Source organism: Inquilinus sp. Marseille-Q2685 (assembly GCF_916619195.1).
Lineage (GTDB): Bacteria > Pseudomonadota > Alphaproteobacteria > DSM-16000 > Inquilinaceae > Inquilinus.
This window is the reverse complement of record NZ_CAKAKL010000003.1, coordinates 114,184-129,698: the sequence shown is the minus strand read 5'-3', so window position 1 is coordinate 129,698 and position 15,515 is coordinate 114,184. Positions and strand designations below refer to the sequence as shown.

Annotated in this window: 15 protein-coding genes; 9 read left to right on the top strand and 6 right to left on the bottom strand. The window is 71.1% G+C overall.

Translation table 11 applies throughout. From position 1 onward, the window contains the following. Positions 1 to 16: 16 nt before the first annotated feature. Both LG391_RS18360 and LG391_RS18355 read right to left on the bottom strand, forming a co-directional pair. Positions 17 to 1,798, bottom strand: coding sequence for a cation:proton antiporter (locus tag LG391_RS18360; protein ID WP_225769484.1), 1,782 nt, complete (start codon positions 1,796 to 1,798; stop codon positions 17 to 19). 158 nt (positions 1,799 to 1,956) lie between these two features. Then, on the bottom strand, positions 1,957 to 3,339 hold the full coding sequence (locus LG391_RS18355) for a dipeptidase (protein WP_225769483.1): 1,383 nt from the start codon (positions 3,337 to 3,339) through the stop codon (positions 1,957 to 1,959). Between the two features lie 204 nt (positions 3,340 to 3,543). Between LG391_RS18355 and LG391_RS18350 the strand changes: the two genes are divergently transcribed. Continuing rightward, a complete protein-coding gene (locus tag LG391_RS18350; protein WP_225769482.1) occupies positions 3,544 to 3,963 on the top strand; it encodes a VOC family protein in 420 nt (139 codons plus the stop codon). Between the two features lie 17 nt (positions 3,964 to 3,980). After that, positions 3,981 to 4,727 (top strand): C13 family peptidase, encoded by a 747-nt coding sequence (locus tag LG391_RS18345; RefSeq protein ID WP_225769481.1) that lies wholly within the window; start codon positions 3,981 to 3,983, stop codon positions 4,725 to 4,727. 2 nt (positions 4,728 to 4,729) lie between these two features. Here the strand turns inward: LG391_RS18345 and LG391_RS18340 are convergent, their stop codons facing one another. After that, the gene (locus tag LG391_RS18340; protein WP_225769480.1) at positions 4,730 to 5,260 is read right to left on the bottom strand and encodes a GNAT family N-acetyltransferase; all 531 of its coding nucleotides are present in this window, start codon (positions 5,258 to 5,260) and stop codon (positions 4,730 to 4,732) included. After that, on the bottom strand, positions 5,257 to 6,195 hold the full coding sequence (locus LG391_RS18335; protein WP_225769479.1) for a GntR family transcriptional regulator: 939 nt from the start codon (positions 6,193 to 6,195) through the stop codon (positions 5,257 to 5,259). The genes LG391_RS18340 and LG391_RS18335 overlap by 4 nt, the downstream gene beginning before the upstream one ends. A gap of 174 nt (positions 6,196 to 6,369) precedes the next feature. Between LG391_RS18335 and LG391_RS18330 the strand changes: the two genes are divergently transcribed. From LG391_RS18330 to LG391_RS18310, 5 genes are read left to right on the top strand one after another with little or no spacing between them, the layout of a single operon-like run. Further along, positions 6,370 to 7,494: a C45 family peptidase gene (locus LG391_RS18330; protein ID WP_225769478.1), complete on the top strand. Its 1,125-nt coding sequence runs from the start codon at positions 6,370 to 6,372 to the stop codon at positions 7,492 to 7,494. A 43-nt stretch (positions 7,495 to 7,537) separates the two neighbouring features. After that, complete coding sequence (locus tag LG391_RS18325) at positions 7,538 to 9,094, top strand: ABC transporter substrate-binding protein (protein ID WP_225769477.1); 1,557 nt, start codon at positions 7,538 to 7,540, stop codon at positions 9,092 to 9,094. Positions 9,095 to 9,119: 25 nt separating this feature from the next. Beyond that, positions 9,120 to 10,061 (top strand): ABC transporter permease, encoded by a 942-nt coding sequence (locus LG391_RS18320; protein WP_225769476.1) that lies wholly within the window; start codon positions 9,120 to 9,122, stop codon positions 10,059 to 10,061. Beyond that, on the top strand, positions 10,058 to 10,912 hold the full coding sequence (locus tag LG391_RS18315; protein ID WP_225769475.1) for an ABC transporter permease: 855 nt from the start codon (positions 10,058 to 10,060) through the stop codon (positions 10,910 to 10,912). The genes LG391_RS18320 and LG391_RS18315 overlap by 4 nt, the downstream gene beginning before the upstream one ends. Next, positions 10,909 to 12,552 (top strand): ABC transporter ATP-binding protein, encoded by a 1,644-nt coding sequence (locus LG391_RS18310; protein ID WP_225769474.1) that lies wholly within the window; start codon positions 10,909 to 10,911, stop codon positions 12,550 to 12,552. Before LG391_RS18315 ends, LG391_RS18310 begins: the two co-directional genes overlap by 4 nt. 267 nt (positions 12,553 to 12,819) lie before the next feature. Here LG391_RS18310 and LG391_RS18305 read toward each other — a convergent pair whose 3' ends face one another. Then, the gene (locus LG391_RS18305; protein WP_225769473.1) at positions 12,820 to 13,455 is read right to left on the bottom strand and encodes a hypothetical protein; all 636 of its coding nucleotides are present in this window, start codon (positions 13,453 to 13,455) and stop codon (positions 12,820 to 12,822) included. A gap of 187 nt (positions 13,456 to 13,642) precedes the next feature. On the opposite strand from LG391_RS18305, the gene LG391_RS18300 reads away from it, so the two are divergent. After that, on the top strand, positions 13,643 to 14,107 hold the full coding sequence (locus tag LG391_RS18300; protein WP_225769472.1) for an Rrf2 family transcriptional regulator: 465 nt from the start codon (positions 13,643 to 13,645) through the stop codon (positions 14,105 to 14,107). After that, positions 14,097 to 14,990, top strand: a complete 894-nt coding sequence (locus tag LG391_RS18295) for an NAD(P)/FAD-dependent oxidoreductase (RefSeq protein WP_225769471.1) — start codon at positions 14,097 to 14,099, stop codon at positions 14,988 to 14,990. Before LG391_RS18300 ends, LG391_RS18295 begins: the two co-directional genes overlap by 11 nt. A gap of 42 nt (positions 14,991 to 15,032) precedes the next feature. On the opposite strand, the gene LG391_RS18290 is transcribed toward LG391_RS18295, so the two are convergent. Then, positions 15,033 to 15,443 (bottom strand): hypothetical protein, encoded by a 411-nt coding sequence (locus LG391_RS18290; protein WP_225769470.1) that lies wholly within the window; start codon positions 15,441 to 15,443, stop codon positions 15,033 to 15,035. Between the last annotated feature and the right edge of the window lie 72 nt (positions 15,444 to 15,515).

Here is a 15,515-nt window from a genome sequence, read left to right as displayed (position 1 = left end):
AGCCGGGTCGAGAGGATCACGCCGTCTGCGTGATTTCGGGTGACCTCGCCTCGCCTGTCGTCAGGGCTTCCGCCATGCCGCGGGCGATCTCGCGCTCGCCCATGATCACGGCATCGGCGCCGAGCGTGCGCAGGTGCTCGACCTCGGCGTCGGAATGCGCCCGGGCGATGATGGCCATGCCGGGATTGGCGGCCCGGGCCTGGGCGACGATCTGGCCGGCCTCGAAGGCATTCGGGACGGCGACGGCCAACTGCCGGGCGCCCGGCAGGTTGGCCAGCGCCAGCACCTCCGGCACGGCGGCGTTGCCGATGATGGTCTCGATCCCGGCCTCGCGCAGCCGCGCGACCGGCTGGTCGGCATCCTCGATCACCAGGAAGGGCCGGCCGGCCGCCTGCAACGCCGCGCCGATCAGGCTGCCGACGCGGCCATAGCCGACCAGGACGACGTGATCCGCGAGCGCGGTCGGCACCGCCGGCTCGGCCAGCGTCGCTGCCTCGGCCGGGGGCGGCGCGTCGGGCGCTGCCGCGACCTCGGCCGGCGGCACCTCTTCGGACGGGGCGGCCGGGGCCGGCGCCGCACGCTCGAGCAGCGGCCGCAGCTTGCCGAAGGCAGTGAACACGACGGGGTTGAGCAGGATCGACAGGATCGCGCCGCCCAGGATCAGGTCTCGCCCTGCCTCCGGCAGCAGGCCGAGCTTCACGCCGAGCTCGGCGAGGATGAAGGAGAACTCGCCGATCTGCGCCAGGCTGGCGGAGATCAGGAGCGCCGTCGTCACCGGATGGCCGAACAGGCGGACGATGACGAAGGCGGCGACCGACTTGCCGATGACGATGATGAACACCACGGCCAGCATCGGCAGCGGATCACGCCACAGGCTGGTCGGATCGAACAGCATGCCGACCGAGACGAAGAACAGCACCGCGAAGGCGTCGCGCAGCGGCAGCGTCTCCTGCGCCGCGGCGTGGCTCAGCTCGGATTCGCTCAGCACCATGCCGGCGAAGAAGGCGCCGAGCGCCAGCGACACGCCGAACAGCTTGGCGGAGCCGAAGGCGACGCCCAGCGCGATCGCCAGCACCGCCAGGCGGAACAGCTCCCGCGATCCGGTGTGGGCGACGTAATGCAGCACCCAGGGGATCACCCGGCGGCCGACGACCAGCATGAGGGCGACGAAGGCGGCGACCTTCACCAGGGTCAGCACCAGGATGCCGCCGACGCCGAGGTCGAGGCCGAGGGAGACGGCGAGGGGGTCGGAACCGACATCCATGCCGCCATTGACCAGCCCGGCCAGGGCCGGCAGCAGGACCAGCGCCAGCACCATCGCCAGGTCCTCGACGATCAGCCAGCCGACGGCGATGCGGCCGCGCTCGGTCTCCACCAGCCGTCGTTCCTGCAGCGCCCGAAGCAGCACGACGGTCGAGGCGACCGACAGGGCGAGGCCGAAGACCAGGCCGCCGGCGACGGTCCAGCCGAGCATGAGGGCGAGGCCGAGGCCGAGCGCCGTGGCGAAGCCGATCTGGACCACGGCGCCGGGCACCGCGATCGCCCGCACCGACAGCAGGTCCTTCAGCGAGAAGTGCAGCCCGACGCCGAACATCAGCAGGATGACGCCGATCTCCGCCAGCTCCGGCGCCAGGGCCTGGTCGGCGACGAAACCCGGCGTGTGCGGCCCGACCAGGATGCCGGCCAGCAGATAGCCGACCAGCGGCGGCGCCTTCAGCCGGTTGGCGATGGCGCCGAACACGAAGGCGAGGCCGAGGCCGGCGACGATGGTGGCGATCAGGGGGGTGTCGTGCGGCATGGATGCGCCTCGGCCTCCGGAAGCAGAGATGGTCGGGGATGCATCGGCCGGGCCGACACGGTGCCTATCATTTATGAACGAAGGGGCCGATCACAACCTTTGATATGTGGCGTTACGAAATTTTCTCCGCCCACATGCCGGGCCGGCGCCGCCGGCCGTCAGCCCGGGCTGTGCCCGGCCAGGCGCGGCAGCAGCCGGGCCCAGCCGACCATGCCGTCGCGGAACCGCTCCAGCCGGAAGAACTCGTTCGGCGAGTGGTAGTCCTCATCCGCGGTCGAGAAGCTGAAGAACACCGTCTCGATCCCCAGGATACGCCGGAACACGGCGCCGATCGGGATGGTCGCGCCCATCGCCACCCGCAGCGGCGGCTGGCCGAACAGCTCGCCCAGCACCGCCTCGGTCAGCGCCAGCACCGGCTGGTCCGCCGGCAGGGAGAAGGCCGGCGAGCCCGGGCCGTGGCGGCGGATCTCCAGGCGATAGCCGGCCGGGGCGTGCCGCCGCAGATGCGCCTCGATCGCGGCGAACACCCGCTCCGGGTCCTGGCCGGCGACCAGGCGGCAGGAGATCTTGGCGCCGGCCCCGGCCGGGATCACCGTCTTGGTGCCGGGCCCGCCATAGCCGCCGGTAACGCCGTTCAGCTCCAGCGTCGGCTTCAGCCACTGCCGGACCAGCAGATCCTCGGCCGAGGGCAGCGGCTGGGGCACCGGCGCCCCGATCGCCTCGAAATAGCCCTGGGGATCGAAGCCGGAGGCGCGGATGGCGTCGATCAGCTTCGGGTCCGGCGGGGTGATGCCGTCATAGAAGCCCTCGACCGCGACTTCCCCGGCCTCGTCGTGCAGCGTCGACAGCAGCCGGGCCAGGGCCGGCAGCGGGTTGGGGGCGCTGCCGCCGTGCCGGCCGGAATGCAGGTCCTTGCCGGCGCCGTGCAGTTCCAGCTCCAGCGCCAGCATGCCGCGGCTGGCGACGGTGACGGTCGGCAGGTCGGGCCGCCACATCGCTCCGTCGGCCGACAGCACCACATTGGCGGCCAGCCGTTCGGCCTGCGCCTCGACCAGCGCCTCGAGATGGGCGCTGCCGCATTCCTCCTCGCCCTCGTAGAGGAACTTCAGGTTCACCGGCAGCCGGCCCTCGCGCTCCAGGAAGGCCTCGGCCACCAGGATCGGGATCAGCGACGGCCCCTTGTCGTCCGAGGCGCCGCGGGCATAGAGGCGGCCGTCGCGGATCTCGGGGTCGAAGGGCGGCGAGGTCCAGAGCCCGACCGGGTCGGGCGGCTGCACGTCGTAATGGCCGTAGACCAGAACGGTCGGGGCGCCCGGCGCATGGCACCATTCCGCCGTCACTGCCGGATGGCCGTCGGTCGGCAGCATCTCGACCCGCTCCAGCCCGGCCCGCGCCATGCGGTCGGCGACGAAGCGGGCCGCCCGCTGCACCTCCGGCGCATAGGCGGGATCGGTGCTGACGCTCGGGATCGAGCAGTACTGCTTCAGCTCCTCGACATGCCGCTCGAACCGGTCCAGCAGCAGGGTTTCAACCGCGCTCATCGTCTCCGTCCACGCATCGCCGCCGGCCGGCCGGCCGACTCGAAGCGAAGCACAGCACGGCGCGGCGATGCCGTCGACCCTGGCCGGACAGGCTTGCCAGAGCGCCCCCGGGCGACGATGGTAGCCCGGTCCCGAATCCCCTAGCCGATCGTCGATCCGACACACGCCGTCATCGCGACGGCCGCGCCCTTTCGGAGGATGGAGATGAAATACCTGCACACCATGGTCCGCGTCACCGACCTGGAGCAGTCGCTGCACTTCTACCGCGACCTGCTGGGCCTGAAGGAGACCCGCCGCAGCGAGAACGAGAAGGGCCGCTACACGCTGGTCTTCCTGGCCCCGCCCGGGCAGGAGGACGCGCCGATCGAGCTGACCTACAACTGGGACCCCGAGGTCTATACCGGCGGCCGCAATTTCGGCCACCTGGCCTACGAGGTCGACGACATCTACGACTTCTGCGACCGGCTGCAGAAGGCGGGCGTGACCATCAACCGGCCGCCGCGTGACGGCCGCATGGCCTTCGTTCGCTCGCCCGACAACATCTCGATCGAGATCCTGCAGAAGGGCGAGGCGAAGCCGCCGGCCGAGCCCTGGCTGTCGATGCCGAACACCGGCGCCTGGTAGTCCGGACGAGGGAACGAATGAAATCGGCGCCGTCGCTTCGCATCGCCGTCCTCGCGGCGCTGCTGTCGGGTTGCGCCGGCCAGGCCGTTCCCTCCCCCTCCGTCGCCGCGGCGGAGACGCCGCTGCGCTGGAAGGCGCTGCTGGTCGCCGCCGACGACGCCGAGCCGGTGTTCGACAACGGCGTCGACGCGCTGCGGCGCAGCCTTCAATCCTTCGGCATGGCGCCGGCCGATATCGTCGTGCTCAAGGCCGATGCCCGGCAGCCGGACGCGGTCGCGACCAAGGCGAATTTCGCCCGCGCCATGGCCGGTCTGGCCGGCACCGCCGGGACGGGCTGCTTCGCCTATCTCACCTCGCACGGCATCGAGGGCCGCGGGCTGTTCGCCGCCGCCGAGAATGCGGTGATCCCGCCGGCCTACCTGGCCCGCGCCCTGGACGGCGCCTGCGCCGGCCGTCCGACCGTCCTGGTCACCTCCGGCTGCTATTCCGGGATCTACAGCGACACGCCGGCGCTGACGACGCCGAACCGCATCGTGCTGACGGCCGCCCGGGCCGACCGGCCGTCCTTCGGCTGCGGCAGCGGCGACCGCTACACCTATTACGACCAGTGCTTCCTCGCCTCGCTGAAGGGGGGCGCCGCCTGGACCGCGATCGCGGCCGAGGTCTCCGGCTGCGTCGCCCGGCGCGAGCGGGCGAAGGACTTCCCGCCCTCGCAGCCGCAATCCGCCTTCGGCCGCGACGTCGCCGGGCTGACGGCCTTCTGAGGTCAGCCCCTCACCGGCCGCCGCATGAACAGGCGCGGGATGATGTCGATGCCCTTGGCGGCGATCATGTCGCGGATCGCGGCGAGGCCGGGGCCAAGCGCCTCGTCGGGCATCGGCAGGAAGCCGAGCCGGGCGTAATAGGGCGCGTTCCAGGGCACGTCGAGGAAGGTCGACAGGGTCAGCTCCGGCAGCCCGCGGTCGCGGGCGACGGCGTCGAGCCGCTCGATCAGGGCCGCCCCCAGGCCGCGGCGGGCATGGTCCGGATGGACGTCCAGCTCCTCGATATGCAGCGTGCCGTCGATCTCGCTGAAGAGGGCGAAGCCGACCGGCCGGTCGGCGGCGTCGGCCATGACCAAGAGCCGCCCTTTCTGCGCCCGCAGCAGCACCTCCTGCCGCTCCGCCGGGTCGAGCGCCGCGATCTGCGGGAGGCCGATGCCGCGGAACTGCGACGCTGCCGCGACCTCGATGGCGCGGACGGTCTCGACCTCCTCCGGGCGGCCCGGGCGGATGTGGTAGGACGCCGACGCCGTCATGCGCTGAGCTCGGCGCGCGGCCTGCCCTCCGCCGCGGCCTCGCCGGCGTAGGTGCCGGCGGCCAGCGCCAGATGGCGGTGCAGCAGCGCCGCCGCCCATTCGACCTCGCCGGCCTCCAGCGCGTCGAGGATCGCCAGGTGCTCGCGGCAGGACTGCTCGACCCGGCCCTGCGGCAGCTGCACGAAATCGGCGTATTCCTGCATCCGGCGCAGGGCGTTCTGCTGCCGCACTGCTTGCAGGAAGAAGCGGTTGCCGGACGAGGCCGCCAGCATCTCGTGGAAGGCGGTGTTGACCCGGAACCATTCGTCGGTGCCCACGCCCCCCGCGGCCCGGGCCAGGATGTCCTCATGCGCCCGGCGCAGCTGCTGCAGCCGGTCGCGGTCGACGCGGAAGCCGGGCTGCCGCAGCGCCGCGCATTCCACCACCATGCGGAACTGGTAGCTCTCGTTCACCGCCTCGTCGGTCTCCAGGCTGTCGACGAAGCGCCAGCCATGGCCGCGCTGGCGCTGCACCAGCCCTTCGGCGGCGAAGCGCATCAGCACCTTGCGGATCACGCCGCGCGACGCGCCGTAGCGCGGGATCAGCTCCGCCTCCGACACCTCCTGCGGCAGGCGGCCATTCGCCCGGTCGGTCATGATCGCGGCATAGACCGCCTCGCCCTCCGAGCGCGGGATCAGCCGGGCGATCTCGTCGCCCTCGGGCCGGCGCAGCACCACGAAGCCGCGGCCGGACGCCGCCTCCAGCACGCCCTGCGCCACCAGCAGGTCGAGCGCGCCGCGGATCGGCGAGCGCGACACGCCGAGCGTGCGGGCCAGAGCCTGCTCCGACACCCGCATGCCGGGCCCCCAGGCCTCGTCGCGCATCCGCTCGACGATCTGCCGGGCCAGTTCCAATTGCAGCGGGCTCGCCCGCTCCGCCGCTTCCGCCGCTGACACGCTGTGCTCCACGCTGTCCCTGCCCTCTCATGATAGCGATCGCGCGACGCGGGAAAAGGGCGTGCGGCGAGCGTGTAAAAATCTTTCGACTTCACAGCATGCCGCAGAAATGTGTTTTTCATATCCATAAAGCGCATTACGGTGTGACCATCCGATGACAACGGGTCCCCGATCATGACGCCCTTCCCCTTCGTCGACATCCACGGCACGCCGCGCGAGCGCGGCCGGCAATACGGCGCCGCCGCGGCCGACCGCACCCGCAAGAGCGTCGAGGTCTATGCCCGGCAGCTGCGCGATCTCGGCTACGACTGGGCGCAGATCCGCGGCTTCGTCGCCGACTTCCTGCCGAAGATGGACGACTTCGCGCCCGAGCTGATCGAGGAGATGCGCGGCATCGCCGAAGGCGCGGAGCTGGAGTTCGAGGCGGTGGCGCTGATCAACTGCCGCACCGAGGTGATGCAGCTGGCGCACCGGCGGAAGGGCCTGGTCGAGGACGATCCGGACGGCTGCACCGGCGCCGTGATCATGGGGTCGGCCAGCGCCGACGGCCAGCTGATCCACGGCCAGAACTGGGACTGGCGGGCGGAATGCGCCGAGACCGCGATCGTGCTGCGGGTGCGGCGCGAGGACGGGCCGGACGTGCTGACCTTCACCGAGGCCGGCGGCCTGGCCCGCAACGGGCTGAACGCGGTCGGCACCGCCATCACGGCCAATTATCTGGAATCCGACCGCGACTACAAGCTGGGGGTCGGCGTGCCGCTGCCGCTGATCCGGCGCAAGGCGCTGGAGCAGGAGCATTTCGCCCTGTCGATGCGGATCGTGGCGACGACGGCGAAATCGGCCTCGAACAACATGATCCTGAGCAATGCCGGCGGCTTCGCCATCGACTTCGAATGCGCGCCGGACGAGACCTTCCCGCTGTATCCGGAGGACGGCCTCCTGGTGCACGCCAACCACTGGCGCAGCCCGGTGGCTCTGTCGAAGCTGAAGGAGGCCGGGATCCCGAGCTCGCCCGAGAGCTACTACCGCGACTGGCGGGTGCAGCAGCATCTCCAGGCCAAGCGCGGCCAGCTGACCGCCGAGGACATGAAGGCCGCCTTCTTCGACGATTTCGGCGCGCCCTATGCCGTGTGCCGGCCACCGCGGCCGTCGATGCGGAACAACCTGTCGGCCACCGTCGCCATGGTGATCATGCGCCCGGCCGAAGGGATCATGGAGGTGGCGCCGCTGCCCGCCCTGAACCGGACCTTCACCACCTACTCGCTCGACCTGTCCCGCCGGACGAAGAACGCGGCCTAACGCGGTCCGGCTGCCCGTATCGCCTCAACACAGGGAGGCCCTGATGACCCGACTCTCGTTCCTTGTGCTCACGGCGGCGCTCGCCTCGACCGTCCCGGCCTGGGCGGCGCCGCCGTCCGACACCATCCGCGTGGCGCTGAACGGCGACCTGCGCTCGACCGACCCCGGCACCAAGCGCGACGACAACACCGATGCGGTGATCCTGCACGTCGTCGAAGGCCTGGTCGCCTATCGCGAGGACGCCACCGTCGGGCCGATGCTGGCCGACAGCGTCGCCGTCTCCGACGATGGCAAGACCTACACCTTCACGCTGCGCGACGGGGTGAAGTTCCACAACGGCGCGCCGATGACCTCGGCCGAGGTGGTGTGGAGCTGGAAGCGCTGGCTCGACCCCAAGACCGAGTGGCGCTGCCTGCCGGAGTTCGACGGCCGCGGCCGGATGAAGATCGAGGCGGTCGAGGCGCCGGACCCGAAGACCGTGGTGTTCAGGCTGAACGCGCCGAGCGCCCTGTTCCTGACCACCATGGCCCGGACCGACTGCGCCGAGGGCGCCGTGATCCATCCGGATTCGGTAGGCCCCGACGGCAAGTGGATCGCCCCGATCGGCACCGGCCCGTACAAGCTGGAGAAGTGGGAACCCGCACAGTACGTGCTGCTGAAGCGCTTCGCCGATTATGCCTCGCGCGGCGGCGAGCGCGACGGCTATACCGGCGGCAAGCAGGCGCTGGCCGAAACCGTGCGCTTCAACATCATCGCCGACCCGGCGGCGGCGAAGACGGCGCTGCTGTCCGGCGACATCGACCTGGTGCCCGACGTCAGCATCGCCGACAAGCAGGAGATCGACGGCCAGAAGGGCGTGCGCACGGAGCTGGCGCAGACCCTGTCGATGAGCGCGATCCTGATCCAGACGCGCGATCCGCTGCTGAAGGACGTGCGCATCCGCAAGGCTCTGGCGCTGGCGATCGACAACACGCAGATCGCCCAGGCGGTGACCCAGGGCACGTCGCCGCCCAACCCTTCCGTCATCCCGAGCGCCAGCCCGTACCACACCGCGGTGGAGGAGCAGGGCTACACGCCGAATGTCGAGGAGGCGAAGAAGCTCCTCGCCGAGGCCGGCTACACCGGCCAGCCGATCAAGATGCTGGTCAACCGCAAGTACCAGAGCGTCTACGACACCGCGATCCTGGCCCAGGCCCTGGCGCAGCAGGCCGGCATCAACATCGAGCTGGAGGTGCTGGACTGGGGCGCCCAGCTGGACCGCTACACCAGCGGCCAGTACCAGACCATGTCGTTCAGCTACTCCGCCCGCATGGACCCGGCGCTGAGCTACGAGATGGTCTCGGGCCCCAAGGACACGCAGCCGCGCAAGGTCTGGGAGAACCCGGAGGCGCTGAAGCTGATCCAGGACGCGATGGTGACCAGCGATCCGAAGCAGCGCCAGGCGATCTTCGACAAGCTGCACCAGATGCAGATCGCGGACGTGCCGCTGATCGTGACCTATAACGGGGCCGAGATCGCCGCCGTCTCCGACCGGCTCGAGGGCTACAAGCCCTGGGCGGCGTCGAAGCCGCGGCTGTGGAACGTGGCGATCAAGAACTGAACCGGCCCTGCCGGGGGAGGCCGCGATGCTTCGCTTCCTGCTGCAACGCCTGGGCATGGCGGTGCCGACGCTGCTGATCGTCGCCGTCACCGTCTTCGCCCTGATCCGCCTGATCCCGGGCGATCCGGTGACGCTGATGCTGGGCGACATGGCGGACCCGTCCGCCGTCGCCGACCTGCGCCGGTCGCTCGGCCTCGACCAGCCGATCCCGGTGCAGTTCCTGTACTGGCTCGGCCATGTCCTGTCGGGCGATTTCGGCACGTCGATCAGCACCGGCCAGGCGGTGCTGCCGCTGATCCTGGACCGGTTCTCGGTCAGCGCCAGCATCGTGCTGGTGGCGGTGGCCCTGGCCAGCCTGGTCGCGGTGCCGGCCGGCATGGTCGCCGCCTGGCGCCAGGACAGCCCGCTGGACCTCGCCGTGATCTCCGGCGCCACGCTGCTGCTGTCGATCCCGAGCTTCTGGCTGGGCCTGATCCTGCTGCTGCTGTTCGGCCTCAAGCTCGGCTGGCTGCCGGTGATCGGCTATGTCCCCTTCGCCGAGAATGCCGGGGCGGCCCTGGTCTACATGATCATGCCGGTGGCGACGCTGGTGCTGGTCGAGACCGGGGTGATCATCCGCATGGCCCGGGCCAGCACGATCGAGGTGATGCGGCTGGAGTACATCACCCACGCCCGGGCCAAGGGCCTGTCGGAGGGCGCGGTGCTGTGGCGGCACGCCTTCCGCACCGCCTTCGCCCCGACCTGGACGCTGATCGGGCTGATGCTGGGCAACCTGCTGGGCGGCATCGCCGTGGTCGAGACCGTGTTCACCATCCCCGGCCTCGGCCGGCTGCTGGTCGATTCGATCTACGCCCGCGACTATCCGGTGGTGCAGGGCTGCCTGCTGTTCGTCGCCGGCATCTATGTCGTGGTCAACCTGTTCGTCGACCTCCTCTATCCCCTGTTCGACCCGCGGGTGACGGCATGAGCGTGCAGGCCCATTCCCCCTCCTCCGTCGCCGGGCCGCGGCGGCGGATCCGCGCCAATGCGGTGATCGGCGGGCTGATCATCGGCGTGCTGGTCGCGACCGCCCTGGTCAGCGCGGTGTGGACGCCCTACGACCCGCTGAAGATCGACATCCTGTCGCGCTTCAAGCCGCCCTCGGCCGCGCATTGGCTGGGCACCGACGAGTTCGGCCGCGACGTGCTGAGCCGGGCGATGAGCGGCGCCGCCACCAGCAGCTGGATCAGCCTCCTGACGGTCGCCACCGCGGTGACGGGCGGCACCCTGATCGGCGTGCTGACGGGGTATCTGCGCGGCTGGGTCGACCGCGTCATCATGATGTTCAACGACGCCCTGCTGGCCTTCCCCGGCATCCTCCTGGCGCTGGGCATCATGGCGGTGCTGGGCGCGAACAAGTACGGCATCATCCTGGCCCTGGGCCTCGCCTACATGCCCTCGGTCGTCCGCGTGGTGCGCGGCACGGTGCTGTCGATCCGCGGCCGCGAATTCGTCGAGGCGTCGCAGGTGATGGGCAATTCCGAGCTGTTCACCATGGCCCGGCACGTGCTGCCGAACTGCATCGCGCCGCTGACCGTGCTGGCCACCAGCATGTTCGGCTGGGTGCTGCTGTCGGAGAGCGCGCTGAGCTTCCTCGGCCTCGGCGTGCCGCCGCCGGCCGCGACCTGGGGCAACATGCTGGCCGCCAGCCGGCCCTATATCGGCACCTCGCCCTGGCTCGGCATCTTCCCCGGCCTGTGCATCTCCCTCACCCTGCTCGGCATCAACCTGTTCGGCGACGCGATCCGCGACCGCCTCGACCCCAGGATGCAGCGATGAGCCCCCTCCTCTCGGTCGAGCACCTGAGCATCCGCGCCGGCGATGGCGGCCCGGTGGTGGTCGACGACCTCAGCTTCGCCCTCCCGGCCGGCGAGATGCTGGCGCTGGTCGGCGAATCCGGCAGCGGCAAGACCATGGCGGCGCGCGCCGTGCTGGATCTGCTGCCGTCGCCGATGCAGCGGATCGGCGGGTCGGTCCGCTTCGACGGCCAGGATCTTGCGGCGCTGACGCCCAAGGCCCTGCGGAAGATCCGCGGCGCCCGCATCGGCATGGTGTTCCAGGAGCCGATGGTGTCGCTGAACCCGGCGATGACCATCGGCCGGCAGATGGCCGAGGCGCTGAAGCTGCATCTGCGCCTCCCCGACGCCGAGATCCGGCGCCGCAGCCTGGCGATGCTGGAGCGGATCCGCATCGCCGACCCGGAGCGGTGCCTGTCGGCCTATCCGCACGAGTTCTCCGGCGGCATGCGGCAGCGGATCATGCTGGCCTCGGTGATGCTGACCAAGCCGGCCCTCTTGATCGCCGACGAGCCGACCACGGCGCTGGACACGCTGGTGGCGCGCGAGGTGCTGGACCTGATGGTCGAGCTGACGCGAGAGAACGGCACCGCGGTGCTGATGATCAGCCACGACCTGGCGATGGTGGCCCGCTACGCCCGCCACGTGGTGGTGCTGCAGCGCGGCCGCGCCGTCGACGGCGGGCCGACGGAACAGGTGCTGCTGAGCCCGCGCGACGACTACACCCGCAAGCTGCTGGACGCCCTGCCGAAGCGCGGACCCGCGCGGCCGCCGGTGGACCAGAGCGCGCCGCTGATCGCGGTCGAGGAGGTCACCATCGACCATGCCGGCCGGCAACGCCTGTTCTCGCGCACCCCGCCGAAGCGGGCGGTGGACGGGGTCAGCCTGGCGATCCATCCCGGCGAGACGGTGGCGCTGGTCGGCGGCAGCGGCAGCGGCAAGACCACGCGGGGTCGCGCCATCGTCGGCCTGCTGAAGCCGACGGCCGGCCGCATCCTGTTCCGCGGCCGGGACGTCCATGCGGACCGGCACGATGCGGCGGCGCGGGACCATCGGCTGAACTGCCAGATGATCTTCCAGGACCCCTACTCCTCGCTCGACCCGCGGATGAAGATCGGCGCCATCGTGTCCGAGCCGCTGCGGCTGGCGCCGGAGATGAACGCTGCGCAGAAGGCGGACCGGCTGGCCGAGACCCTGGCCGATTGCGGGCTGTCGCCGGACCACGCCCGGCGCTATCCGCACCAGCTGTCGGGCGGCCAGCGCCAGCGCGGGGCGATCGCCCGGGCGATCATCCGCCGCCCGGCCTTCGTCATCGCCGACGAGCCGGTCTCGGCGCTGGACATGACGGTGCAGAAGCAGATCCTGGAGCTGTTCCGGGCGCTGCAGGACCGCTACGGCTTCGCCTGCCTGTTCGTGTCGCACGATCTGGGCGCAGTCGAGCAGGTGGCGGACCGGGTGGCGGTGATGCAGGCGGGGAAGATCGTCGAGGCCGGGCCGCGCGACACGGTGTTCGACCACCCGCAGCACGACTACACCCGCGAGCTGCTGGCCGCGGCCCCGGCCCTGCACCGGCTGGACGGCGGCGGCTTCGAGCTGAAGGGCCGGCGCATCGCGGCAGCTTGAGAGACCGCCTGTAAATGCGCTGGCGCGGCCGTCTGATGGCGGTTTCTGCGCTCCAGTTCTCGAAACCACCACCAGCCGACTCACACCAGCGCATTTCCAGACGGTCTCTGCGGGCTCGCGCAGCGAGACTGGGTGAGGGCGGGTCCCGGCCTCGACAAAGCCCCCTCACCCGGAGGCGCAAGCGCCTCCGACCTCTCCCGCCAGGCGGGAGAGGCAAAACACTCGGTTCTCTGACATCAAAGGCATCTCGCGCGACGAACCGCACACTCATCCCGTGTCCGGCGGTTTCGGCTTGCGGCGGCCGGCGCCGACCGGGCGGGGCTCGGGCGGATCCGCAGGCGGGGCGTCCTCGCCGTCCTGCGGCGGCAGGAAGCCGAGCTCCTCCATCGCCTCGTCGGCCATCTCCAGCCACTGCTCCACCCGCACCGGGTAGCCCCAGCGCCGGCACAACGCCGCCACCGCCACCTCCGGCCGGCTGGCCTCGATCAGCTCCACCACCTCCGGCCGCTCCAGCCGCTCATGCATCTCGGCTTCACGGCGGTCGGCCTCCTCGCCGTCCTCGGACACCTCATAGGCCGCCGCCATCATCGCCAGCTGCACCCGCAGCCCGTGCCAGTCCTCCTGCGCCGCCTCACGCTGCGCCGCCGCCTTGCGCTTCTCCTCCGCCTGCCGCGACAGCTTGTCCTTCAGCAGCAGGGTCAGGCGCACGGCGCGGGCGGCGACAGCGAATCTCTGGCAGTAGTCGACGCCGGGCTGCGGCGCCTCCACCGCTTCGGTGCGGGTGGCTTCGGCGATCTCCATGCCCATCTCGACCAGCCGGTCGAGCACGCGCAGATCCGCCGCCCGCTCCCCTTCGGGAGCGGCCGCCCGGTCCAGGTCCTGGTCGGTCTGCGTCGCGTCCATGGAACATAGCATGAACACGATGCGAAACTAAAGCTAGTGTACATCTTGTTCACCCCGGACCGCCGTGGCGCCGGCTCTCCGGTGAGGCTGGACAGGACCCACATCGCCCGCTTGCCGACCCGCCCCCGGGCAGGATCCGTGGCACCGGCCCCTTGACTCCACCGCATCATGCAACATGTATAGTTACATGAAACGCGACAGCCGATTGTCGGGCGTGCTCCATGTCCTGCTGCACATGGCGGAGCTGGATCGCCCCGTGACCTCCGAGGTCTTGGCCAAGGCCATGACCACCAACCCGGTGGTGATCCGGCGGATCATGGCCGGGCTGCGGGACCAGGGCTATGTCCGGTCGGACAAGGGGCATGGCGGCGGCTGGAGCCTGGCCTGCGACCTGTCGCGGGTGACGCTGCGCGACGTCTACGATGCGCTCGGCCGCCCGTCCCTGCTGGCCCTCGGCAACCGCACGGAGTCGCCCGGCTGCCTGGTCGAGCAGGCGGTCAATGCGGCCCTCGGACAGGCCTTCGACGAGGCCGAGACGCTGCTGCTCTCGCGCCTCGGCGACGTGACGCTGGCGATGCTGAGCGCCGATTTCCACGCCCGCCTCGTCGCCCGCGGCGGATCCCACGACCTGGAGACTGTTCATGCGACATGACGCCATCGTCATCGGCGGCAGCTTCGCCGGCCTTACCGCGGCGCTGTATATCGCCCGGGCCAGGCGCTCGGTCCGCGTCATCGACGCCGGGGCGCCCCGCAACCGCTTCGCCGCGCATTCGCACGGGGTCTTCACCCAGGACGGCAGCGACCCGCGCGCGATGATCGCCACCGCGCGGTCGCAGGTCGCGGCCTATCCCACCGCCGCCGTGATCGAGGGAAAGGCCGTCGAGGCGGCGCGGGAGGCGGACGGCTTCTCGGTCCGGCTGGAGACGGGCGAGGTGCTGGAAGGCGCCCGGCTGGTGCTGGCCTTCGGCCTGTCGGACGAGTTGCCCGCCATTCCCGGGCTGGCCGAGCGCTGGGGCGTCTCGGTGCTGCACTGCCCCTATTGCCACGGCTTCGAGTTCGGCGGCCGGCCGCTCGGGGTGCTCAGCACCTCGCCGATGTCGGCGCACCAGGCCATGCTGATCGCCGAATGGGGGCCGACGACGCTCTATCTCGACGGCGGCCCCGAGCCCGACGAGGAGTCGGCGGCCGAGCTGCGGCGGCGCGGCGTCGCCGTCGAGCCGGCGCCGGTGCGGGCCCTGCACGGCGACGGCGCCGGCCTGTCCGCGGTGGAGCTCGGCGACGGCAGGACGGCGGCGGCGGATGCGCTGTATCTCGCCCCGCGCACACGGCTGAACAGCGGCATCGCGCAGCAGCTGGGCTGCGAGCTGGAGGACGCCCCCACCGGCCCGATCATCCGCACCGATCCGCAGAAGGCGACCACGGTGCCGGGCGTCTTCGCCGCCGGCGACATCACCCGCGGCGCCCACAACGCGACCTGGGCGATCAGCGACGGCGTCATGGCCGGAACCGCCCTGCACCGCTCGCTGGTGTTCTGAGCGCCGATGAAGGGCGGCGCCGGCCGCGGCGGCAAAAAAAGACTAGAAGAAGGTGTCGAGAAACGCCGCCGCCCCGTCCGAGAGGCCGATGATCTTGTTCGTGGCCTGGCGGTACAGCTTGAAGTTGAGCTCGGTCCCCGGCCGGCCGTCATACCAGTCGGTGAGAGGCCTCAGCTCGCGTCGCCCCAGCGGCCGCCCGGCCAGCGCGGTGCGTCGGATGGAGACGGTCACCCGCGGCGTCTGCCGGGCAACGCCGGGGACCCCGGCGACCGCCTCGGCAGCGGTGACGACGCCGCGCGCGACCAGGCCCTGCCCGCCCTCGGTCTCGCTGGCGAACAGGAAGATCGTGTCGCCCGCGGCGACGTGCCTGCCGCGATACATGGTCTTCTGCGCGGCGAAGGCGAATGTCTCCGCCCGCGGATCGCGGATCGCGGCCTTGATCGCGTAGGCCATGCTTCCCCTCGCCCTCAGGGGTCGAAGATCGCGCCGGGTGGCGATCGTCGCCGAGCCGCCGCGGCGCGAGGG

Coding starts and splice junctions, on each gene's coding strand:
- LG391_RS18360 (WP_225769484.1), bottom strand. CDS start 1,798: ATGCCGCACGACACCCCCCTGATCGCCACCATCGTCGCCGGCCTCGGC.
- LG391_RS18355 (WP_225769483.1), bottom strand. CDS start 3,339: ATGAGCGCGGTTGAAACCCTGCTGCTGGACCGGTTCGAGCGGCATGTC.
- LG391_RS18350 (WP_225769482.1), top strand. CDS start 3,544: ATGAAATACCTGCACACCATGGTCCGCGTCACCGACCTGGAGCAGTCG.
- LG391_RS18345 (WP_225769481.1), top strand. CDS start 3,981: ATGAAATCGGCGCCGTCGCTTCGCATCGCCGTCCTCGCGGCGCTGCTG.
- LG391_RS18340 (WP_225769480.1), bottom strand. CDS start 5,260: ATGACGGCGTCGGCGTCCTACCACATCCGCCCGGGCCGCCCGGAGGAG.
- LG391_RS18330 (WP_225769478.1), top strand. CDS start 6,370: ATGACGCCCTTCCCCTTCGTCGACATCCACGGCACGCCGCGCGAGCGC.
- LG391_RS18325 (WP_225769477.1), top strand. CDS start 7,538: ATGACCCGACTCTCGTTCCTTGTGCTCACGGCGGCGCTCGCCTCGACC.
- LG391_RS18320 (WP_225769476.1), top strand. CDS start 9,120: ATGCTTCGCTTCCTGCTGCAACGCCTGGGCATGGCGGTGCCGACGCTG.
- LG391_RS18315 (WP_225769475.1), top strand. CDS start 10,058: ATGAGCGTGCAGGCCCATTCCCCCTCCTCCGTCGCCGGGCCGCGGCGG.
- LG391_RS18310 (WP_225769474.1), top strand. CDS start 10,909: ATGAGCCCCCTCCTCTCGGTCGAGCACCTGAGCATCCGCGCCGGCGAT.
- LG391_RS18305 (WP_225769473.1), bottom strand. CDS start 13,455: ATGGACGCGACGCAGACCGACCAGGACCTGGACCGGGCGGCCGCTCCC.
- LG391_RS18300 (WP_225769472.1), top strand. CDS start 13,643: ATGAAACGCGACAGCCGATTGTCGGGCGTGCTCCATGTCCTGCTGCAC.
- LG391_RS18295 (WP_225769471.1), top strand. CDS start 14,097: ATGCGACATGACGCCATCGTCATCGGCGGCAGCTTCGCCGGCCTTACC.
- LG391_RS18290 (WP_225769470.1), bottom strand. CDS start 15,443: ATGGCCTACGCGATCAAGGCCGCGATCCGCGATCCGCGGGCGGAGACA.